The sequence below is a fragment of the Galactobacillus timonensis genome (assembly GCF_900240265.1).
In the GTDB taxonomy this organism is placed as follows: Bacteria; Bacillota_I; Bacilli_A; order Erysipelotrichales; family Erysipelotrichaceae; genus Bulleidia; species Bulleidia timonensis.
This window is the reverse complement of record NZ_LT964740.1, coordinates 338,348-359,749: the sequence shown is the minus strand read 5'-3', so window position 1 is coordinate 359,749 and position 21,402 is coordinate 338,348. Positions and strand designations below refer to the sequence as shown.

Genomic DNA, 21,402 nt, shown 5'->3' with positions numbered 1-21,402 from the left:
CGGATGACGAAAGAAGAATTGTTAAAGGGCGAGTCTGAAAATGTCGAATTCAAGGTGCAGCGCCCGGCGGACAGCAGCAAATACCTGAAGACGGTGGTTGCATTTGCCAATGGAAAAGGCGGCACATTGGTCTTTGGAATAGACGACAAGACTCATGAAGTAACCGGGATTGATAAAGAGAATGTATTCCGGGAGATGGACGCGATCACAGAGTCGATTTCGGACAGCTGTGAACCGACGATTGTTCCGGATGTTTATCTGCAGACGATTGATGATAAATCCATCATTGTAGTTGAAATCAGTGCCGGACGGCAGCGTCCGTACTATCTGAAGAGCAAAGGCATCACAGAAGGTGTCTATGTTCGTGTCGCAGGAACGACCCGTCACGCGGATCGTGACATGTCCGCAGAGATGTATTACGAAGATGAAGGCCGTTCCTTTGACATGGCGGTTCGCAAGGATCTGACAGTTTCCGATGAAGAGATCAATGCGCTCTCCCATAGTATGAAAGAAGTGGCCCTGCAGAATGCAAGAACGGAAGCCGCAAAACAGCAGGTTCGCGATGTGACAAAGAATCAGCTGCTGAGCTGGGGGCTGCTTGCGGAGACGGAAGACGGCATCATACGTCCAACCAACGGCTATATCTATCTGACAGGGCAGGATACATTCTATTCCATGATCCAGTGCGGCATGTTCAAGGGAACGACCCGAGCGGTCTTCGTAGATAAGCGGGAATACACAGGCCCACTGTGGAAACAGGTGGAAGATGCCTTTCAGTTTGTACTTCGGAATATTCATCTGGGAAGCAGACTCAACGGGATTTACCGGGAAGATATCTATGAGCTTCCACCCGACAGCATCCGGGAGCTGATCATTAATGCCGTGATGAATACAAGTTTCCTGTCCTCCTCACATATTCAGGTAGCGATTTACGATGACAGGCTGGAGATCACTTCGCCTGGTGGTTTGATGCCGGGTGTGACAATCGAGCGGATGAAGGAAGGATTTTCCAAGATCCGCAACAAGGCGCTTGCGCATGCATTTCTCTATATGAACATGATCGAGGAGTGGGGAAGCGGTATTCCGAAACTGATCCGGGAAATGCAGGAACAGGAGTTGCAGGAACCGGAATTCATCGATATGGAAACGGCATTTCGTGTGAACCTGTACCGTACAAAGAACTCTGACGCTGAGACTGTAGAACCCAAAAATGAGACTGCAGAGACTGAGAACGAGACTGTAGGCACAAATCATGAGACTGTAGAGACTGTCAATGAGACTGATAGGACGGACTTGGGAACGAAAGAACCGTCTGTTTCTCTGTCAGATGCGGAAAAGAATGCTCTCTCCGTGCTTGCAGAGCATCCTGATATGACACAGAAAGAACTGGCAGAGGTACTTGGAGTATCTCTTTCAACGGTCAAACGAATGCTTCCGGCGCTGCAGAAGAAGGGTGTACTGGCAAGGATCGGCGGCGACCGTTATGGGAAGTGGAAGGTGCTTTGATGGCAGAACTGAATTTAAAACAGATTACAGATCGGTTGAATGAGGAATTTGCATCCATCTCCGGCCATCGGAAGCTGGTCTTCTGGTATGACGATCGAGCAGAGTTTCTGGAAGATATTGATTCCATGGAACTGGAGAACGCGAAGATCCGAAAGCTACAGGAAAACCATCAGTTTGAGATGAAGTACTTTCTGGAGCGACAGGATACGGAGACAAATTATCTGATCTATGCACCGTTTCCAAAACCAGATGTGAAGCAGAATCATCTGGAGGATATCCTGCTGTATTCCAAGCGGTTCTATGCTGACCGTGCTTCATTACTCATGGTGGATCTTCATATGAGTGAGGATCTGAAGCCAGTTGTGGAGAAGCATATCTCCTTCTTTGCCAATAAGGACCGCACAAAGCGATTCTATGATCTGGAGATTGAACACTACACGAGAGAGAACTTCCTAATCGGTATGATGAGCGCCATATGCCGGACCCGGATCTGTTCCCTCGATGAAGTGTTGCGGGTATTGCTGACAGAGAATAACCTTGCAGAAAGCAAATATCTGGAGGAATTTCAGAAATATGATCTTCTTTCCGATTTCTGGACGCTGATTAGCCAGGAATACGGATATGCCGATCCGGAACCGACGCTGCAGAAACTGGTAGTGACGCTGTTTGTGACATATGCGGAACGGTATATCACGGATTCGGTTCCGGAGTCATGGAAACCGTTCCTTTCCTCCAAGCCGGGCAATGATATCGCCTTTCTGGACAGCCTGATGAACAGTGTGCTCTACCGGAAGAGATATGATGAGTTGTCCGGTTATGTGGCGAATGGCCTGCATGTCTCTGAGACACTGAAGGGTTATGCGCCGGAAGCTTTGGCCGGTTGCGACAGCTTTGCAGTGATTGACGAGATCCTGCTTAAATGGGTGAGAGACCGCCTGCAGAATGAAGATATCGGTGCAAAGCTCGGTGACCTTGACATTCCGGCTCTCTCTGAGAAGCGGAAGAAGATGCATTTCGGATCCCGGTATCTGCATGCCTGGGAGATGCTTACCTGTGCTTATTATGTTGTACAATCTGCTCATTTCCAGCCTGCGGATGGGTTTAAGAACATCATCAGTCAGTACCAGAAAGACGGATACAAGGTCGATCAGAACTACCGGTTCTTCTACTACCATTTGGATCATCTAGAGAACGGTTCGGCTTTCGAGGATCTGCGGGTTCTTGTCGAGAATATCTACACCAATGATTTCCTTGGCAGGCTTCTTCCGAAGTGGAATGCCGGCATGATGGAGAAAGATGCGCAGCGGGTGATCCCTCTGCAACGGAATTTCTATACGAATAATGTCGGTAGTCAGAATGACCGTGTGGTGGTCATCATTTCCGATGCGATGCGCTATGAGGTGGGACAGGAACTCTTTACCCGGTTAGCAGATGATCCGAAGAGCACAGTATCCATTAAGCCGATGCTCAGCACGGTGCCGTCCTACACACGGCTTGGAATGTCGGCTCTACTTCCGCATCAGAAGTTAGAGTTAAGTGATGACGGGCAGGAACTGGTCGACGGGAATTACTGTATCGATCTTGCTTCCCGTGAGAAGGTACTGCAATCCCGACAGCCGGAGAGCTGCTGCGTGCAGTTTGATGCAGTGAAAAACCTGAATACGACGGACTTCCGGAAGATCTTTACCGGCATGCGGGTGGTCTATGTTTATCATGATCAGATCGATGTCAGAGGCGAACATACAGAAGACGAGGTATTCAATGCATGTAAAGAAGCTGTGGAGGAGATTCAGGCATTTATCCTGAAGGTTCATAACAGTGCGAATACGCATCACTTCATCGTGACTTCAGATCATGGATTTATCTACAAGCGGAATAAGGTGCAGGAGAGTGACAAGATCGGCGGCATGAGCGGTAATCCGATCGTGAAGCGAAGATATGTCGTTTCCCATCAGCCGGTACAGGAAGACGGCGTCTGCAGTCTGTCGTTGGGCTATATCCTTGGCAATGATGATGACAAGATCGTTTCCTTCCCGGTCGGGACCAATGTGTTCAAGACGCAGGGAAGCGGCGGTCAGAACTATGTGCACGGCGGATCTTCTCCGGAAGAGATGCTGGTACCGGTCGTTGAAGTGAAGATGGAGAAAGGCAAGGCAGAAACGACACCTGCACAGATCATGCTGGTTAGTCTCATGCATAAGATTACAAACCTGATTACAACACTGGATTTCATCCAGACAGAACCGGTCAGCGACGTGGTGAAGCCCGCAACCTATAAAGTTTGCTTCATCGATGACAAGGGACAGACGATCTCCAATGAGGCGATGATCGTCGCAGACAAGCGGGATACGGAATCCGCAAAGCGTGTATTCCGTCTGAAGTTTACATTCAAGAATCAGAAATACGATCGCAACGCACAGTATTATCTCGTTGCTATTGATACAGTGAGCGGTATGGAAGCATTCCGCCATTCGATCACCATGGATCTTGCCTTTGCTGATGACTTCGGCTTCGGACTCTGATTGGTGATCACGGGGAGGATACAGGTATGGACAAATTTGATGAAAAAAATGATCTCCGGCAGGAACTGCGGATCAAACTCCGGCAGAACTATGACGGTAAAATTGTCCGCAAGGATCTGACGAAGAAGATCAAAGAAGGCGCGAATGTTCCGGTCTATGTCCTGGAATTCCTTCTCGGGCAGTATTGCAGCTCTGACGATGAGGAGATCATACAGCAAGGCGTGGAGAATGTGAAGAAGATCCTGTCGGATAACTATGTCCGTCCGGATGAGGCACAGAAAATCCTCTCGCTGCTACGGCACAACGGATCTCATACAGTCATTGACATGATCACTGTCCGCCTGAATATCAAGACCAATCAGTATGAGGCGGAATTCTCCAATCTGGGACTGAAGACGGTTCCGATCACAGATGAATATCCGGAAAAGTATGACCGTCTGCTGATCGGCGGAATCTGGTGTATCGTCCAGCTGGATTATGACTTCAATGAAGAGGACAAGAAGGGGTCCCCGATCTCTATCCGCAAGCTGACACCGATCCAGATGCCACATGTGGATATGGATGAATACCGTGCAGGAAGAAAAGCATTTACCAAAGAAGAGTGGATGGATGTGCTTCTACGTTCCACCGGTATGGAACCGGATGCCCTGACCTACCGGCAGAAGTGGTTGCTGATCACCAGAATGCTGCCGTTTGTCGTAAATAATTTCAACCTCTGTGAGCTTGGCCCGCGCAGCACCGGTAAATCCCATATCTATAAAGAGATTTCACCGAACAGCATCCTGGTGTCCGGCGGACAGACGACCGTGGCAAACCTTTTCTACAACATGGGACGAAAATCTATGGGATTGGTCGGCCTCTGGGATGTGGTTGCTTTTGATGAGGTCGCCGGAATCAAGTTCAAGGATAATGACGGCATCCAGATCATGAAGGATTACATGGCTTCTGGATCCTTTGCACGCGGCAAAGAGGAGAAGGCAGCATCTGCTTCCATGGTCTTTGTCGGCAACATCAATCAGTCTGTGGAAGTCCTTCTGAAGACATCCAGCTTATTTGATCCGTTTCCTCCAGAAATGGGAACCGATACGGCATTCTTGGACCGGATTCATTGCTACAATCCGGGTTGGGAGGTACCAAAGTTCCGCCCGGAACATTTTACCAATGATTACGGCTTCATTTCCGACTATCTTTCCGAAGTTATGCGGGAGTTGCGGAAGGAGCAGTACGGAGATTCACTAGATAAGTATTTCCGTCTTGGCCGGAACCTGAATCAGCGAGACACTATAGCGGTCCGAAAAATGGTCGATGGATATGTAAAACTGCTGTATCCGGATGGTAATTATACGAAGGAAGACATCGAGGAGATCATGCAGGTATCCCTGGAGATGCGACGCCGCGTAAAAGAACAGCTGAAGAAGCTGGGCGGTATGGAATTCTACGACGTTAATTTTTCTTATATCGATAATGAAACGTTTGAAGAGAAATACATCTCTGTGCCTGAGCAGGGAGGCGGAAAGCTGATCCCGGAAGGTATCTGCAATCCGGGACAGATCTATACCATTTCCAGGGGTAAGAACGGTATGATCGGTGTATTCCGCCTTGAAAGTCAGATGTTGCCGGGATCCGGCAAGTTTGAGCGTACCGGACTCGGATCTGATCGTGACTGCAAGGAAGCTGCCGATACCGCATTCAATTTTCTGAAAGCAAACGGCAACCGTATCAGTGGAAGCATCAGCACTACAACAAAAGACTACATCATCAATTATCAGGATCTGCAGGGTATCGGAATGACGAAAACCCTGGCACTGCCGACGCTGATCGCCATCTGTTCGATCGCGCTGCAAAAGCCTGCCCTCAGTTCACTGGCTGTGCTCGGAGAGACAACCATCAGTGGAACACTTGTAAAGGTAGAGAACCTTGCAGATGCCTTGCAGGTGTGCCTGGATTCCGGTGCGAAGAAAGTATTGTTGCCGATTTTATCTGCGGCAGATCTTGGAACCGTGCCGCCGGAACTGATGGGAAGCTTCAATATCATCTTCTATAGCAGTGCGGAAGACGCTGTGTATAAGGCACTGGGGGTGGAATAAATGAAAATTGATTCTTCATATATTATCGAAAAATTAAACAATGACAATAAAGGTATGACATCTAGTGTGTCTTCCGAAGAAGATTACTTTGAACTTGTAAAAAACCGGGAAATATCAGAGGAAGCTCTCATTGCTGATTTCAAAGAGATCCGTTTGCGAATAGGTGAACATATGAAGCTTGATAATGTTATGTTCCTTTTTGGTAACGGTGCATCTATCTACGCTGGTTCGCGAGATACAAAAGAGTTTACTCTCCAGAATTTTTCTGAGATGGAGGAATTTTGTGAAATCAAAGATGTATTACAAAATATCAATGGACTTGGAATCGAAGAACAATTAAATGCACTAATAACCATTCGAGCATATTATGAAATCGTAAAAGATCGAAGGGAAGTTGCAATATCTACTCTCATCAACATGATTAAAAAGGATCTTATCAATAGCTTTGTAAATTCTATTGATTATAGAAAATTGATCTGGCATGAAGTTCTTTTGCGAAAGTTGCGCTCATTTGGATGCTTGAACAAAACGCAGATATATACCCCTAATTATGACTTAGCGTTTGAATATTCGTTAGACGCATTAGGAATAGAATATAATGATGGATTTTCTGGCTTTGTGAATCGCTTATTCGATCCTCGAACGCTTGTTGAAAATAATAAAACTTCTTTGGTAAAAGTGCATGGTTCAGTAAATTGGATATACGAAGATGGACATATAAAAGAAATGCAACCAAAATTTGAAAATGGGAAAGTAGTGGTTAATGATACTCAACCTGTACTTATTTATCCGACATCGAATAAGTTATATCAAACATACTCAACCCCATACAGTGAATTGATGCGACATATGCTGAATGAATTGGAGAGCGGGAAAAATACATTAATAGTGCTTGGATATAAATATGGAGATGATCACATTAATGAAATTCTTTATAAAGCGCTCAAAAATCCAAATAACATTTTTTACTTTTTTATTTATGGCAACCCGGAAAATTGTGAATTCATTCATGATGTAAGCTCGCTGGCAGACGATATGCCAAACATCAATATAATATCGGGTAAAATTTTGGCTTCATTCGATACCTTTGTGAAATATTTAATGCCGGCAACCCCTGAGAAAACTGATGAAGAAAGGGCACTCGAATTGTTGCAAAAGGTTTTGGAGAGATGAATAGAATTGGAAAAATCATTAAAATAACAGGGTCCAAAATCCTTGTTTTGGCCGAAAATGTGTCGTGTATTAACGAAGTAACGGTGGATGGATTTATTTCCAATTATATTTCCATAGGATCTTTTATAGGAACAAACCTTGTGGATGGAAGAACGTTAGTTCTAACAGTTGAAGAGGTTTATGACAATGAATCAAAAATATATGTGACTACTTCAGTAAGCGGAATATATGATAACGTTAGCAATGATTTTTCATTTGGAACTAACTCATATCCACTAATAGGCGAGCAAGTATATAGGATAGATAGCAAGGTTTTAGCAGATATATTTTCATTTAATAATTGTCATTCAAACATGGCTTCAATTGGAACTTATGCATATGATCCAAATGTCCCTGTTAGCTATGATCCTAATGTGTTATTTGGTAAACATCTTGGTGTGTTCGGAAATACAGGCAGTGGAAAAACTTGCACTGTAGTATCTGTGATTCAACGGTATATTAGAAACAATCCGAATAGCAACATCAAGTTTATTATTCTTGACGTAAATGGTGAATATAAAACTGCATTCAAAGATGATGAAGCAGATTATATTCCATTTGATCAATTAAGATTCCATCATTCAGAATTGAGCAATACTGAATATGGCCGACTATTCCGCGCCGCAGAGGGAATACAATATCCAGCAATGAAGGAGTGCATTGAAGAGCTTTCTACAGAATGTTCGAAATGGGATCTTAGAGATTTGCCAGTGGCGATAAATAGTTGGATTGATACAAATACAGCACTTGATAAGTATGGAAAGAAAGATATTTTTAATAAGAACCAAATTAACGGATACCTTCGGACCATGTTGTTCAGAATAGATGGAATACTCAATGATGAAGATTTAATGAAAGTAATAAATTCAGACGATGGGGATGAAACTATTGGACGAATATTAAAAAGTAATAAAAAGGTTTCTATTCTCGACTTGCAAGTATCAACAGATTCACTGGACATTGTGGTCTATCTCTTTTTTAAAGCAGTTTATCAGTATAAAACCTTTCATCGTAGCGCAAGCCATATTTGTCTGGTACTTGAAGAAGCTCACCGATATATAAATCAGAATACAGAAGAAAGCAAACTAGGTAGTTATTATATTGATAAGCTTTCCCGAGAAGGCAGAAAATTTGGAATTGGGCTAATAATTTCGTCACAGGTTCCATCAATGCTTGCGTATGATGTAGTAAGTCAATGTAATTCTGTGATTATGCATAAGATAACTAGCCGAAGAGATATGGAATTTTTGCGTGGAGTATTGCGAGTTTCAAATGATACGTTTTATTTACAAATGAGTGCTCTTGAAAAGCAATATGCAATTGTATGTGGTGAGGCATTTTCAAATGATACATTAGTAAGAATTCACGATGCATATCCGTTACCGATGAGCAATGATCCGATAATTGGATAGAAGGTATTTAATATCGCTAGCTGGTTCGTACATAAAACACGATTATTAAAATAGTCCGTATATGCCCTTGTTCGTGCTCCAAACCCGATTTTCTACAATAAAAGTGGGAATGGAACATGAAAGGAGGGCGATGCCGATGCAATATTATTACGATAATGTTGATCCGAAATCGATAGGCTCCTACATTCGCACAGCTCGGGAAAGCAGGAAGCTGACGCAGAAAACATTGTCAGATGATCTTGGTCTCGACACGAAATATCTGAGTGAGATTGAACGCGGCATTTCTCTTCCGTCTCTTCCTCTTCTGATAGCAATCAGCGATAAGCTGGAAGTGAGTGTTCAGTTCCTCATTAGAGGAACCGATGAAATAAATGGAGAATCGATTTCCGGAGAAACATTGTTCTATGTTCCGGAGGCGAAAGGTATAAAGGAAGATGATCACAAGATGATCCTAAGAATGTTGAAAGACATCGTAAAAAGCGTTAAGAAGAATCAAAACAAGAATTAATGCCTTCAATCCCGAGACATAGAGCTATCGAAGCATGCAATAAGGAATGCCTGGTAGCTGAAAATACAAATATAGAGTCCACAGATGCCAGGATATTCCATCATGGTGTTCTGTGGACTTTTTGCATCATAAGAACTTCACGAGAAAAGAAACTATGATGCTGGGCAAATTGTTGAAGGCGATCAGGCTGCTCATCGATTTTGCCCAATACGGGGAGGAGAGTGACCATTATGATGGTGAACGGAAAATCAGATCACTCTATGATGGCTCTGGAGATGCACAGAGACCAGTTTGAAAGTGATGATGAATTCTTTGCCTATCTGCATGATTCCGGGACAGCGCTGGAAACCGTTCAGAAGATTTTACTGGAGGACGGTTATCCTGAGCGGGTGCTGGAAAGATGCATGCGGATGCTGCTTGCATATTATGATGCGGACTGGTGCGGCGCAATCAATGCAGACCTGGAGGTCGGCATCTGGACACCGGTATGGTGGGTAGATGCAGTGGAAGGATTCCAGGCACCGACGCTTTTCCATGAATTTGAGATCCCGTCCAATTACGCAAATTGGGTGGATGCATTGAAAAACAATCTTCCGATCAGAGTGAAAGACACAGAAGTCGTTAAGGAAATGGATCCGGAAGAATATGCAAATTATCAGCGGCTGGAGGTCCGAAGCGTTCTGGGAGTGCCGTACTATAAAGGATCCACAGGTTTCCTGATTGTCCGTAATCCGAAGAGATACTTCTTCCAGCTGACGCCGCTGGTGATGACTTCTTATATTGTTGCTGCAGAGACGAACGATATCCGGCTGCTATTGGCAAATAAGAATCAGATCACCAGTGAAGGGATCAGGGATAAAAAGGATGTCATCATCAACATGCTGGGAGGCATGACGATCTCCAGCTATTACGGCACAATCAAGGAGAATCAGATCTCACTGGAAGGTATCGGGAGAATTCTTGCTTATCTTGCACTACGGCCTGAAAAAGCCGTATCATCGCTTCAGCTTGCCAGAGAACTTTATCCGAGCGAAGATCCGGACAGCAGTATCGGTAAGATCAAGAATCTCGTTTATCACTTCCGGAAAGATTACGGAATTCTCTTTGGCGAAGACAGCAAACTGATCAGCACGCAGCCTTCCGGATATCAGTTGGATCCAAATCTGAATGTTACAACAGACTGCATCCTCTTTGATACATTGTTGAAGGAAGCGAAGAACGAGCAGGATATCCCACGAAAGACTTTTCTGCTGCGGCAGGCGGCGAAGTTCTACAAGGGGGACATGCTTCCGGAAATTTCGTCTGAGCACTGGATGATGGCCACTGCGCTGCATTATACACAAAAATATCTGGAGGTTTCCATTTCCCTCTGCGAACTTCTTTTCGATCAAGGGGACTATGCTCGATGCGGAGAGCAGGCACTGGCTGGATTGGACCACATCCCGCATTCAAGGAAACTGTATTACTGGCTGATTCGTTCTATGAAGGCAAGGGACAGAACAGAGCTGGTGCCTGACACACTGAAAAAAGCGCAGCTTGCACTGGATTGGTTTGAGTATCAACTGCTTCTTCGGGATCTTGAAGAAGAGAAAAAGTAACTGGAAGAACCTCTGATCACTTTGCGACGGTAAAGCGACCGGACATGCGACGCTATGCAGACGCAATATCTGCATGCGATTAATATGCGACTGAGTCAGCGACCGGAATGACGACTCCCCTGGAGTAGGCTTGTAATCGTAATCGCGATTGCAATCTGAATCCAAGGGAGTTTTTTTATATGAATATCAATACACAGGAGATCGGCGAGCGTGTGCATCAGCTCCGGACCGATCGTCATCTTACCCTCAGTACGCTTGCTGAGGAATTGCATTGCAGCCGCGATCATCTGAGCAAAGTGGAGAATGCAAATGCCGGACGTTTGAGGCCGGATAATCCGGTAGCTTGAGTCCACCGATCCGGAATTTCGGAACCAGTGATTCCGACATGTGGGGCCACCTGTGAAGGTGGCCCGTATCATCTCATATTTCTACTCTGTTCAGTAATCGTTGCTTTTAACGGTAGCTTCTTTATTGTCCAACTATCATCCCTTTCATATGTATTCCCAGTTCAGTTGCGATTCCTTGTTGGGTTGCATTCTGCGAATAGGGGTCGCGCAGCGAGCTTTTCCATATTTTGTCCATAGCCGTGCTTTCCGGCTGTGGACACAATTGTGGGAAAGCCGAAGCCCGAAGGCCGCAGGCCTGAGATGAGACGGAACCGCTATATCATGACTTCCTTACTGATGTCCCCATAGGCTCAGTTATACTTCTCACGCATATCCTTGCCTTCGATATTCAGCTTGAATGCATTATGCACAAGACGGTCAATGATGGCCTCGCCGATTGCCTGATCAGTCAAGCGGTGCTTCCAGGAAACCTCCATCAGCTGTGAGCTTACGATAGTTGTCTTACGCTGGCTACGCTGATCAAGGATCTTCAGAAGATAATCCTGTGCTTCTGTGAAGATATTAGTCATCATGAAGTCATCGATGATCAGTACATCTGGCTTGGCCAATGACTTAATAAACAACTTCATCTTCTCAGCTGATTCTTCATTGATTGACAGGTCCGTCATAAGATCGAACATACCGTAGTACCTGACATGATAGCCAGACTGGCATGCATTGACACCCAATGCCTGGCTGATAAAGGACTTTCCTGCTCCGGTAGGGCCCTCAATGATCACGTTCCTGTGCTGTTGGATGTACTCATTGGTATGGAGCTGATCGATGATATTCCTATTGATTTTCCTGTCCTGGTCGTAATCGATCTGATCCAATGAAGCCGATGGGTTATTGAAGCCTGCTCGCTTAATCAAACCCTTGATTCTGGTTTCACTTTTCTTCCGATATTCAGCGTCAACGATCCTGCTGAGAAGCTCAGAAGTGGTGATGTTCTGATTGCCAGGGCTTGCAATGATATGTGTCAGCTCATCAGCCATGGCATTGAGCTTGAGGGAACGGAGCTGGTGAAGCGTATCCGTAATCATTGGATCACTGCTTCTTCTCGGCATAGTAGCTGTCTCCTCTCAGCCATGCATTTTCATCGGCATTATTCTTGGCTTTAAGCTCTTCCTCTTTTACATCTGCTTCAATTAACGCTTTAATATTCCTAGTCGTTGGATTGATGGACTTATCTATACAGCGGCGGCAGGCACGATCAAGTTTGGCGGCTTCAGTAGTGTCTGCTATTTTTAGTATCGCGTGAACCTTATCGTAATATACCTGTTCCGGTCGTCCACCATTGAAGATCTGCTGAACCAGCTCATGGACATTCGGTCCAAGAGTCCATGACCATCTGAGGAATCTTTCCTTATTCCAGTCTCCTGTTCTGCTGGGTGGCATATGGGCGGGATCAGTGTCATACTGACCGATCTGATTCTTCCTGAAGCGCCTGTGGACACAGAACTGCTGCTTGTCATCCTTGTCAAAGATCTCAATCCTGTCGGGGTAAATCCTGAGCGTTACCGTATCGCCGATCTTACACATCTTGTATGGAACGGAGTAATAGTTCCTGCCATGGCTGACATGGTAGTTGTTGTTCACCTTAGCCTTTGCGTACTCGAACGGTTCATAGGGCTTGGATGGAAGCGTGAGAAGAAGCGGCTTTTCAAACTTATCGAACAGCTCTGCACGGCTTCCGGATTTATTGGTGAACGGGTTTGTGTTGATTTCATCCAGTTCCTTGCGGAGCTGAATGTTGTAGTCCTCGGGACTGAAGAATTGGTAGTTCCTCATCTTGAACATTGTGCGTTCAATCATCCGTACGAATGATTCTACGGAAGGCTTCGCATGAGGCGACTTTACCTTCCCCGCAAAGATGGAAGTACCGTAGTAATCAGCCATGGCTGTGAAGCTCTTGTTCAGAACAGCCTCATCACCCCAGGGGTGAGAGATAACGCCGGTCTTCAGATTGTCGATCACGGTAAGCGGTGTTACTCCACCAAAGTACTCAAACATGTGCTCAACACAGCGGATCCAAGTGCTTTCCTTCATGTCTGAGGTGGCTTCGGCATATCCGTAGTCGCTGAATGTCAGTACGCCGACGAAGATATAGCCTTTGATGATCTCACCGGTTTCTGGATCAGTCCATGAGGGGCGGTCACCAACCCAGTCGAGTTCACAACGTTCTCCGGCTTTATGCTGGATGATTTCGGAATAGTTGTTCTCTGCAAGGTATTTGGAGAAATACAGTTCAAACTGCGTGTGCTGATAAGGCACCTGGTGCTGCAGAAGACAGCTGTCACTGTACTCCTTCCACAGCTGTTTAACCGTCATACCCGGTGCGACAAGCTCCTTGGAAAGAGCTTCGTAATCCGGCTGCGCATATACAGTCTTACTCTTTGCACGAGGGTTAAACAGATCCTCCAGCTGTTCAGTAGGGATGTTCTTCATCTTCTCATAAGTGAGTTGATAGGCATCCATGGTCTTGAAAACGCCAGAGACAGAATCGCGGCGACAATGGATTGTCGAGGCAATCTTCCTCTGGGAGTAGTTGAGAGACCGCAGTCTTGCGATCTCAAGATAATACGGCATTTTGCATGCCCTCCTGTCTAGTATGAAAATGCCGCATGGGCATTCCATACGACACTCACTATAGTTCAATGACAAGAGGGTGGACTCACCTGCCGGTTGTGATGGCCTCTCACAACCGGAATTAGTGGGTCCCAAGTCCGGAACGATTGGCCTCACTTAGGCGGGAATTGCAGAGAATAACCGCCGCTGTCCGTCACTCGATCTTCTTGCCGAACTTGCCGGATATTTCAACGTCAGTATGGATTATCTGATCTTCGGCGAAGCATGCGACAGCTTTCAGATCCGTTCCGATCTGCTCAAGGTCATCGGAGATCTTACGGTGATTGTCCGCAAGATCTGATCTGTAGACTCACAGGCCTACGAAGCAGGACCGGCAGTCTGACGACATGCCGGGATCCGGAACCTAAAATTTAAGCATAAGCGGAAGGTATCACAGCGTGTCACCTCTGCTTATGTGCACCTTGACAAATACCGCGTCAGAACCAGACGCAGTCATAGCAGTTCAAAACGTTACGCAGAGGAAGAGCCGGCAGGCTGATGCGCCATGACCCGCAAGGAGAGCGATCAACACCAGGATCCTGCAGCAGTCTTCAGCAAAGACTGCAGCGATGACTTCTCTGCCGATAATGATACTCCCGTATGGCCATGGCTTGAGTGAAAGGAATAACTCCGCAAGCTGTGGGTGCGGCCGGTGACAGAACCGCCGGAGGCTGAGATGCCTGTGATGCCCAGCGAGGGCAGTCTATACTGCAAAAGAGATCAAAGTATTAAAACCAAAACGATTCAAGAGTTCGGATCCGTACTGTACATGCAGCGCGGATCCGGACACTTCTTTATGAAAACAGGAGGAACCGAATGGGAAATATAGTTGAAATGAATCAGAGAATATCCTCCGACTGGATATATCAACGGGGAGATATTTACATAGCGAACTTAAATCCATACACAGGTGCTGAACAGGGCGGAATCCGTCCGGTTCTTGTCCTACAGAACAACATCGGAAACCTATATAGTCCGACATTGATTGTGGCGCCTATGACCAAGGAGATCAAAAGGATCGATCTTCCCACGCATGTCTATATCAGATGCACCGGAGACCTGAAAAGTCCTTCTATGGTTGCTCTGGAGCAGATCCGGACGATCGATAAATCCCGTCTGCATCGTTATATCGGAAGATTATCACCTTTACAGATGGCATTGGTTGATAAAGGAATCAGAAGAAGTCTTGGGATAGTGACTGACCCGGAATATGATCATGCTTCGTAGAGGAAACATCCTCGATTCCAAAATCGGCATCCTAAACAATTCAAGCAAAGAGAAATAAACTGGCGGCAGGTGAGCAATCTTACCTCCGCCTGTTCTGGCAGATGGAGGTATGAAATGCAAGCCATTATTCACGTGGGAGCAGAGAGTGATCCATACATCAAGCTCCTCGTTCAGAAAAGAGTTGATCTTGCAACAAAGATCATAGAAGACTGGCAGCCGGCACAGCTGAAAGCCCTTCTTGCCGAATGGCAGAAAGACGGCCCTTCAGCAAAAAGGGCCGCCTGACAGTTACGGAGGTATTGAAGCCTCCGATTGAAGGAGGTAACCAGAAATGCGAAGACATAAAACGACCGTTATGGGTGAAGATACCCGGAAGGTAGCTATCTACACCAGAAAATCGGTCATTACAAACAAGGGTGACAGTATCGGTGTTCAGATGAAGCAGAGTGCGGAATATGCAGTCAACCAGCTGAAGCTGCCGGAGGACTATGAATTCGCACAGTATAGTGATAAAGGTTTGAGCGGTTATTATGCCGACCGACCGGATTTCCAGAGAATGCTGCATGATATCGATGCGGGCAAGATCAGGGCAGTCGCCTGCTATAAACTGGATCGTATCAGCCGTAAGACCTCTGATCTGATGAGACTGCTGGAGTATCTCGAGAAGAATGATGTTATTCTTCTTGTCTGCTCCAACAATATCAATACACAGATCAGCACATCCAAGATCATTATTCAGGTGCTTGCGATCATCGCTGAATTTGAGCGTGATATCCTGACGGAGCGCATTCAGGACAATCTCATGGAGCTTTCCAAAGATGGACGCTGGATGGGCGGTCAGACACCGACCGGATTTGATAAAGAAAGGGTTGCAACTGGCAGCGGCAAAAACAAAAGTGCAGTCAGTTTTCTTGTCACGATCCCGGAACAGAAAGAACAGGTTCAGCTGATCTTTAAAAAGTTTCTGGAGACACGGTCATATAACCGGACAAAGGATTATATGAATGAAAACGGGTATGTGACAAAGAATGGTCTTCCGTACCGCCTGCGGGCGATCAGCGATATTCTGCATAATCCGGTGTATTGTACAGCTGATCAGACTTCCTATCAGTACTTCCTTGACAATGGGGCAAACGTCGCGGGAAACATCGAAGCCTATGATGGAAAACATGCACTGAGCGGTTATAATAAAACCGATCACGTAAAAGATGAACATGAAGACTCAACGTTCTTCAATCCGAAGTTTACACAGCTTTGTTTGCGGAAACCCTTGAATGAATGGATTATATCTGTCGGGAAGCATGAACCTTTTGTTTCTTCTGAAGACTGGATTACTGCGCAGCAGCTGATGAAGGCAATAGAGGATCAGTACAACCGGCCTCATCGCAAGACGAATGCCTTGCTTGCGGGACTGATGATCTGTCCGAAATGCGGTAAAAAGCTGAATGTGGTATCGGAACCCGGCCGCTGGACCAGAGGAAGACCTCGTTTCAAATATGTCTGTCCTGGATTTCGGAAAAAGGAATGCGATTTTCTTGCGGTTGATGGTGTTAAGCTGGATGATCAGGTCGTCAGACAGCTTGCGTCACTGGTTGATGATCAGAAGGATATGTACTTCAAGCTGATTGAAGCAAAGATCAGAGAGTTTGCCAGGTCAGATGCCGCTGAACGCGAATATCAGGAAACGAAGAAAGAAGTTGAGAAGATTAAAGAGGACATTGCAACGCAGATCCGGAATTTACGGGAAGCAGATGATGTCCTGAAGAAATTCATCCAGGACGATGTGACGGCAATGTCCGCTGATCTGCAGCGGAAAGAAGCAATGCTGCTGCGGTTAGAAGCGGAGCGTGATAACAATTCACAGAGTATCGACGACCTCTCGCAGGTTAAAAAGAAATTGCTGAATTTCAAGGAATCATGGAAAACGGCAACACCGGAAGAGTTGGTGTCGATGATCCAGGCAGTCGTTGAAAGAGTATATGTTCTCTACGAAGACGAGGAACCGGTTGCCCACATATTTTTGAAAGGTTGTATCAAGGATGACTATACCAGCTTCTTTGATACAGTTGGTTACATACCGTTTGATGGAACAGGTGTCTTAAAAGTTGATCTGTGTATGAATCAGGATCAAATTGATTCTGGACTGGAAGCCACACATACACAAATGTCGAGCGCAGACCAGAATCGGGAACTGCATTCACACCTTTGCCGGGGTCCAGCTTCGAGCAGAATGCAGCAGGCAGATGAACCTGCTGCGGGAAAGATACGGCAGAGATTACGAGCAGCCTACCGCTGTTCCGATGCTGACGGACGCATACAACCTTCCGGCAAAAAAGGTCATTCATATTGTAGGCCCGATTGTGCAATATGAGCTGACGCCGGAACTTGAGAAGGATCTGGCGGACTGCTACCTGAATACCTTGGATATGTGTCTTGATAAAGATTTGAAAAGCGTGGCATTCTGCTGCATTTCTACCGGTGTATTTCATTTTCCGAACAAGCGGGCGGCTCAGATCGCCGTCAGCACCGTGGACAGCTGGCTTTCACAGCATCCGGGTAGTATGAAAAGGGTGATCTTTAATGTTTTTCGAACAGTAAACAATTTTGTGGATAGCATTTTGCGTCATTAAGGCTTTCCTCGCTTGTGAGTTGCCTCAGTTAGAATCAAATGCCTTAGAATCCGCTGAACTTTTGGCCATTTATCTGCCGCCTGCTTTACACGATATAGATAAACAAACCAGTTCAGATAATCCTGTAAGTAACCAAGGTCCATTCCTATAAAGCGGAAGAGATAACGCTTCAGCCATGCACACATGTTGTTAATCAGGGCCATCTGCTTCAGGTACTTCGGAGAGTTATCTGCTATGTAAGCTTCACTGGAACATCCCAGCTCTGCAATCAGCTTGCTGTGTGCTTTCTCTCCGTCGTGAATAATCGTCGCCTTCGGATCGATGTGTTTCCTAAGTGCGTTATATATTCTGGAACCCGAAGGCTTTCCATGACCGCAGATCTCCGCGTACGCATTTCCTTCTGTATCGATCGCAACAACGATGCAGATCAGATCTTTTGAAAGACCACGTTTCCGTTTGTATCCATCCTCATGCAGAACTGTGCTGTCGAAGATGTATGTCTCGTCAATCCAGACCCGTCCATGCAGTACAAGCCTTTCCTGATAGTCAGAAACAGTAGCGAATACCTTGTGCCTCCATAGAAGCGCAGTAGGATGCGAAATATTCAGTGTTTCTTCCATCATCTCCAGTGGAACATTGAACGTCATCATGACCAGGTATCTGGCCCATGTATCAAAGTCTTTGTTTGAGGAATGGAATATGGTTTTGGAAAGGATAGTGAATGGCCGACCGCATACATGGCAAATGTATCTTTGCTTACCATCTGGTGTATGACCGTTAAATGAGCAGTCATAGCTTCCGCATCGAGGACACACGGGCTTCTTCCGGTATCTATCAGCCAGCTGCTCAAAGGTAGTAACACCGTACTTTTCCTTGTTTTTACGAAGAGAGACAGCTGTCTGTAATTGCGCAAACTGTTCTTCTGACAATGAAAAAACACGATCCACATAGGGATTATCAATGGTATTCATGGCGACATCTCCACCACTTAAGCAGCCATCTAACAGAGATGTCGCCAAACATAGAGCTAGATAGCTGCTTAAGTGTTTCTATATTTGGCAGCTATCATTGTAGACCCCTTTTTATTCATCCACAAAATTGTTTACTGTTCGAAATGTTTTTAAGGACGAGGACAAAAAATACTATGAAGAACTCATACGATGAAATGCCGAACGGCTATCAGAAGAGCATTCAGAAGGGACTCAGTGCGGTGCGGTATTTCAGCAAAAATATGACATTCGAAACAGGTTCTAAGGCGGAACAAATTGCCAGATTAAAGAAAGAGATCGAAGAGGCAGATGCTATTGTGGTTGGAGCGGGTGCCGGACTTTCTACTTCCGCCGGACTGACCTATAGCGGAGAGAGATTTGAAAGGTACTTCTTTGACTTTGCAAGGAAGTACGGCATCCGGGATATGTATTCCGGCGGTTTCTATCCCTTCCCCGATGAAGAAACACGCTGGGCATGGTGGGCAAGGCATATCTACTACAACCGATATATTGATGCGCCGAATCCTGTCTATAGGGAACTGCTCACACTTGTGAAGGATAAGGATTATTTTGTTGTTACAACGAACGTAGATCACCAGTTTCAGAGAGCAGGATTCGATAAAAGGCGTCTGTTCTACACCCAAGGAGACTATGGACTTTTCCAGAGCGCCAATTCATCCATACAGAAAACCTATGATAATGAAGAATGGGTAATGAAAGCAATGGAGGCTCAGGGGTTCATAAGGGACGAGAATGCGGTGTTTCAGGTTCCGGAAAGTGGTGAACTGAAAATGAAGATTCCGGTATCGCTCATTCCAAAATGTCCGGATGATGGGGCTGATGTTACCATGAATCTTCGCGCGGATGATTCATTTGTCGAGGATGAAGGCTGGCACAGGGCATCGGCGGCATATGCGGACTTCCTGCGCAGACATGAGCGCCTTCATGTGCTTTATCTGGAGCTTGGCGTAGGAGCTAATACACCTGTCATTGTGAAGTATCCGTTCTAGCAAATGACGATGGAAAATGAAAAGGCGGTGTATGCTTGTATCAATTATGGCGAGGCATTTTGTCCGGGCAAAATTGCAAACAGAAGCATCTGCATCGATGGGGATATTGGTGATGTGTTTGCGAAGATGAAATAACAACAGGTCTATAAAAGAAAAAACAGGCTCCAAAACTGCCATCATTGGTAGTAAGGGAGCCTTGTTTTATGCTTCGATGTCGATTGTGATCCCGGACTTGAATTCCACGTCGAGACGGTAGTATTGATGTCAAATGTCGAAGGGAAATAGCCATGAAAGCCCAGTACTACTGCGGTTTTCGGGCAACGGGCAAATTTGATATCAGGCAGACTAAACACTTCACAGTAACTTATCTAAAGGCAAATCAGGTCAAATAGTGTGAGAGTTGAGCTGCCACGATAGATGTCACTATGTTGCGTTGCCGAGTTAGATGCTGGGGAGTTGTGGCTGCGAGATAGATGTCAGGGCGGAAGTCAGGGCTTTTGTGGGCGATTACGCAACTAAACATAACAGAAATTGATAGTTTCCGACATCTTTGATTGGTAGAGAATCGAGCAACCTTTCATTACAGTTTTCATAAGAATCAAACACGGAGGTTCTCATGAAAAACGTTATGATCATTTTTGGAATCGTCTTATTGGCCATAATTGTTGTTGCCGCTGTCGCTTTCGGACTTTATTGGCATCATAATACGCACTGGTTTGACAAATATGAAAAAGCACTGAAGACGGCGGGTGCTGAAGAAAAACAGGTCACTCTTCCGAACGGTAATGTAATAAACTATGGTGAAGTGAGCAATGAAAAGCCCGCACTTCTGCTAATTCACGGGCAGATGAGCATTTGGGAAGACTATGCTCTTGTGTTACCGGAGCTTAGTAAAAATTGGCATATCTACGCAGTCGATGTTTACGGCCATGGAGAATCAACACATGATGAAAGCCTGTATTATCTTGATGTAAACGGGGATGATCTCATTTGGTTTGTCGATCATGTTATTGGCGGACCCACAGTTGTAGCAGGTCATTCGAACGGAGCTATTACTGCTGCCTATATTGCAGCATACGGCGGTCAAAACATAGCCGGAGTAGTGCTGGAAGATCCTCCCGTATTCTCTACTGAAGGAGAAGGCTGGGAAGAGAGCTTTGCATATCTTGATACCTATAAGCCTTTGCATGATTGGAATCAGTCAGAGAAAGTGGAGTGTTGGGAAAGCTACTATTTGCGACATTGTTACTGGGGACAGCTATACATGGCTGCTGCAATGCCGAAAATTGCAGACTATGCACAAAAGCAGCATCAGAAAAAACCTGACGCGGCTGTTCAGATAGGTTTCCTACCGTCTTCGATCTGGTATGTTTTTGAATATGTCAAAAAATATGATTTTAGGTATGGCGAACGATTCTATGACCTAAGTTGGAATCACGCTCTGACGCATGAGGAAATACTATCTGCAATAGAAGTTCCCTGTGTTTATATTCATGCGAAGGAGAATGTTCACGAGAACGGAACATATCTGTGTGCGGCATCCCGCGAGCAGGCTGTGAGAGCAGCAGCCTGTATAGGTGACAATTGCCTGCTGGTCGAGACCGAAGACAGTGATCATGTGATTCATACTGCGCATAGTGCGTTCTATATTGAAGCGGTAAACTCTCTGCAATCAAAATGAGGACAT

Annotated in this window: 17 protein-coding genes and 1 pseudogene; 15 read left to right on the top strand and 3 right to left on the bottom strand. The window is 45.6% G+C overall.

From position 1 onward, the window contains the following. The first annotated feature begins 3 nt into the window (after nucleotides 1-3). The 8 genes from C1714_RS12170 to C1714_RS12135 all read left to right on the top strand — a co-directional run bounded on the left by C1714_RS12170 (nucleotide 4) and on the right by C1714_RS12135 (nucleotide 11,192). Nucleotides 4-1,506, top strand: coding sequence for an ATP-binding protein (locus tag C1714_RS12170; protein ID WP_102343497.1), 1,503 nt, complete (start codon nucleotides 4-6; stop codon nucleotides 1,504-1,506). Further along, nucleotides 1,506-4,028, top strand: a complete 2,523-nt coding sequence (pglZ, locus tag C1714_RS12165) for a BREX-1 system phosphatase PglZ type A (protein WP_102343496.1) — start codon at nucleotides 1,506-1,508, stop codon at nucleotides 4,026-4,028. The genes C1714_RS12170 and pglZ overlap by 1 nt, the downstream gene beginning before the upstream one ends. 26 nt (nucleotides 4,029-4,054) lie before the next feature. Continuing rightward, a complete protein-coding gene (gene brxL, locus C1714_RS12160; RefSeq protein ID WP_102343495.1) occupies nucleotides 4,055-6,115 on the top strand; it encodes a protease Lon-related BREX system protein BrxL in 2,061 nt (686 codons plus the stop codon). Then, a complete protein-coding gene (locus C1714_RS12155) occupies nucleotides 6,116-7,288 on the top strand; it encodes an SIR2 family protein (protein WP_102343494.1) in 1,173 nt (390 codons plus the stop codon). It abuts the gene before it with no gap. Then, nucleotides 7,285-8,739: an ATP-binding protein gene (locus C1714_RS12150; RefSeq protein WP_102343493.1), complete on the top strand. Its 1,455-nt coding sequence runs from the start codon at nucleotides 7,285-7,287 to the stop codon at nucleotides 8,737-8,739. The genes C1714_RS12155 and C1714_RS12150 overlap by 4 nt, the downstream gene beginning before the upstream one ends. 130 nt (nucleotides 8,740-8,869) lie before the next feature. Beyond that, nucleotides 8,870-9,247: a helix-turn-helix domain-containing protein gene (locus C1714_RS12145; RefSeq protein WP_167850061.1), complete on the top strand. Its 378-nt coding sequence runs from the start codon at nucleotides 8,870-8,872 to the stop codon at nucleotides 9,245-9,247. A gap of 230 nt (nucleotides 9,248-9,477) precedes the next feature. Continuing rightward, a complete protein-coding gene (locus tag C1714_RS12140) occupies nucleotides 9,478-10,845 on the top strand; it encodes an AfsR/SARP family transcriptional regulator (RefSeq protein WP_102343491.1) in 1,368 nt (455 codons plus the stop codon). Between the two features lie 179 nt (nucleotides 10,846-11,024). Next, on the top strand, nucleotides 11,025-11,192 hold the full coding sequence (locus tag C1714_RS12135; protein ID WP_102343490.1) for a helix-turn-helix domain-containing protein: 168 nt from the start codon (nucleotides 11,025-11,027) through the stop codon (nucleotides 11,190-11,192). A gap of 350 nt (nucleotides 11,193-11,542) precedes the next feature. Here the strand turns inward: C1714_RS12135 and istB are convergent, their stop codons facing one another. Both istB and istA read right to left on the bottom strand, forming a co-directional pair. Further along, a complete protein-coding gene (gene istB, locus C1714_RS12130) occupies nucleotides 11,543-12,298 on the bottom strand; it encodes an IS21-like element helper ATPase IstB (protein WP_102342368.1) in 756 nt (251 codons plus the stop codon). Continuing rightward, a complete protein-coding gene (gene istA, locus C1714_RS12125; RefSeq protein WP_167849950.1) occupies nucleotides 12,279-13,820 on the bottom strand; it encodes an IS21 family transposase in 1,542 nt (513 codons plus the stop codon). Before istA ends, istB begins: the two co-directional genes overlap by 20 nt. An 855-nt stretch (nucleotides 13,821-14,675) precedes the next feature. Here istA and C1714_RS12120 point away from each other — a divergent pair. The 4 genes and pseudogenes from C1714_RS12120 (at nucleotide 14,676) to C1714_RS14475 (ending at nucleotide 17,716) form a co-directional block, all read left to right on the top strand. Then, complete coding sequence (locus C1714_RS12120; protein WP_245305132.1) at nucleotides 14,676-15,086, top strand: type II toxin-antitoxin system PemK/MazF family toxin; 411 nt, start codon at nucleotides 14,676-14,678, stop codon at nucleotides 15,084-15,086. A gap of 114 nt (nucleotides 15,087-15,200) precedes the next feature. After that, on the top strand, nucleotides 15,201-15,371 hold the full coding sequence (locus tag C1714_RS14130) for a hypothetical protein (RefSeq protein ID WP_167850060.1): 171 nt from the start codon (nucleotides 15,201-15,203) through the stop codon (nucleotides 15,369-15,371). A gap of 46 nt (nucleotides 15,372-15,417) precedes the next feature. Beyond that, a pseudogene (locus C1714_RS14480) lies at nucleotides 15,418-16,656 on the top strand (recombinase family protein); the annotation flags it as partial. Between the two features lie 562 nt (nucleotides 16,657-17,218). Next, complete coding sequence (locus tag C1714_RS14475; RefSeq protein ID WP_245305131.1) at nucleotides 17,219-17,716, top strand: macro domain-containing protein; 498 nt, start codon at nucleotides 17,219-17,221, stop codon at nucleotides 17,714-17,716. Here C1714_RS14475 and C1714_RS12105 read toward each other — a convergent pair. Further along, the gene (locus C1714_RS12105) at nucleotides 17,713-18,687 is read right to left on the bottom strand and encodes an IS1595 family transposase (protein ID WP_102343488.1); all 975 of its coding nucleotides are present in this window, start codon (nucleotides 18,685-18,687) and stop codon (nucleotides 17,713-17,715) included. The two genes, C1714_RS14475 and C1714_RS12105, sit on opposite strands and share 4 nt — an antisense overlap. A 173-nt stretch (nucleotides 18,688-18,860) precedes the next feature. Here C1714_RS12105 and C1714_RS12100 point away from each other — a divergent pair, with 173 nt between their 5' ends. From C1714_RS12100 to C1714_RS12095, 3 genes are all read left to right on the top strand, one after another. Beyond that, entirely contained in the window at nucleotides 18,861-19,715 is an 855-nt protein-coding gene (locus tag C1714_RS12100) for an SIR2 family NAD-dependent protein deacylase (protein ID WP_245305130.1), read from the top strand. Nucleotides 19,716-19,724: 9 nt separating this feature from the next. Then, nucleotides 19,725-19,850, top strand: a complete 126-nt coding sequence (locus C1714_RS14605; protein ID WP_280952030.1) for a hypothetical protein — start codon at nucleotides 19,725-19,727, stop codon at nucleotides 19,848-19,850. A 481-nt stretch (nucleotides 19,851-20,331) separates the two neighbouring features. Continuing rightward, nucleotides 20,332-21,396 (top strand): alpha/beta fold hydrolase, encoded by a 1,065-nt coding sequence (locus tag C1714_RS12095; protein WP_102343487.1) that lies wholly within the window; start codon nucleotides 20,332-20,334, stop codon nucleotides 21,394-21,396. The last annotated feature ends 6 nt before the right edge of the window (nucleotides 21,397-21,402 follow it).

What these genes read in the sequence shown, in the direction of transcription:
- C1714_RS12170 (WP_102343497.1), top strand. Translation starts at nt 4, where the DNA reads ATGACGAAAGAAGAATTGTTAAAGGGCGAGTCTGAAAATGTCGAATTC.
- pglZ (WP_102343496.1), top strand. Translation starts at nt 1,506, where the DNA reads ATGGCAGAACTGAATTTAAAACAGATTACAGATCGGTTGAATGAGGAA.
- brxL (WP_102343495.1), top strand. Translation starts at nt 4,055, where the DNA reads ATGGACAAATTTGATGAAAAAAATGATCTCCGGCAGGAACTGCGGATC.
- C1714_RS12155 (WP_102343494.1), top strand. Translation starts at nt 6,116, where the DNA reads ATGAAAATTGATTCTTCATATATTATCGAAAAATTAAACAATGACAAT.
- C1714_RS12150 (WP_102343493.1), top strand. Translation starts at nt 7,285, where the DNA reads ATGAATAGAATTGGAAAAATCATTAAAATAACAGGGTCCAAAATCCTT.
- C1714_RS12145 (WP_167850061.1), top strand. Translation starts at nt 8,870, where the DNA reads ATGCCGATGCAATATTATTACGATAATGTTGATCCGAAATCGATAGGC.
- C1714_RS12140 (WP_102343491.1), top strand. Translation starts at nt 9,478, where the DNA reads ATGATGGTGAACGGAAAATCAGATCACTCTATGATGGCTCTGGAGATG.
- C1714_RS12135 (WP_102343490.1), top strand. Translation starts at nt 11,025, where the DNA reads ATGAATATCAATACACAGGAGATCGGCGAGCGTGTGCATCAGCTCCGG.
- istB (WP_102342368.1), bottom strand. Translation starts at nt 12,298, where the DNA reads ATGCCGAGAAGAAGCAGTGATCCAATGATTACGGATACGCTTCACCAG.
- istA (WP_167849950.1), bottom strand. Translation starts at nt 13,820, where the DNA reads ATGCCGTATTATCTTGAGATCGCAAGACTGCGGTCTCTCAACTACTCC.
- C1714_RS12120 (WP_245305132.1), top strand. Translation starts at nt 14,676, where the DNA reads ATGGGAAATATAGTTGAAATGAATCAGAGAATATCCTCCGACTGGATA.
- C1714_RS14130 (WP_167850060.1), top strand. Translation starts at nt 15,201, where the DNA reads ATGCAAGCCATTATTCACGTGGGAGCAGAGAGTGATCCATACATCAAG.
- C1714_RS12105 (WP_102343488.1), bottom strand. Translation starts at nt 18,687, where the DNA reads ATGAATACCATTGATAATCCCTATGTGGATCGTGTTTTTTCATTGTCA.
- C1714_RS12100 (WP_245305130.1), top strand. Translation starts at nt 18,861, where the DNA reads ATGAAGAACTCATACGATGAAATGCCGAACGGCTATCAGAAGAGCATT.
- C1714_RS14605 (WP_280952030.1), top strand. Translation starts at nt 19,725, where the DNA reads ATGGAAAATGAAAAGGCGGTGTATGCTTGTATCAATTATGGCGAGGCA.
- C1714_RS12095 (WP_102343487.1), top strand. Translation starts at nt 20,332, where the DNA reads ATGAAAAACGTTATGATCATTTTTGGAATCGTCTTATTGGCCATAATT.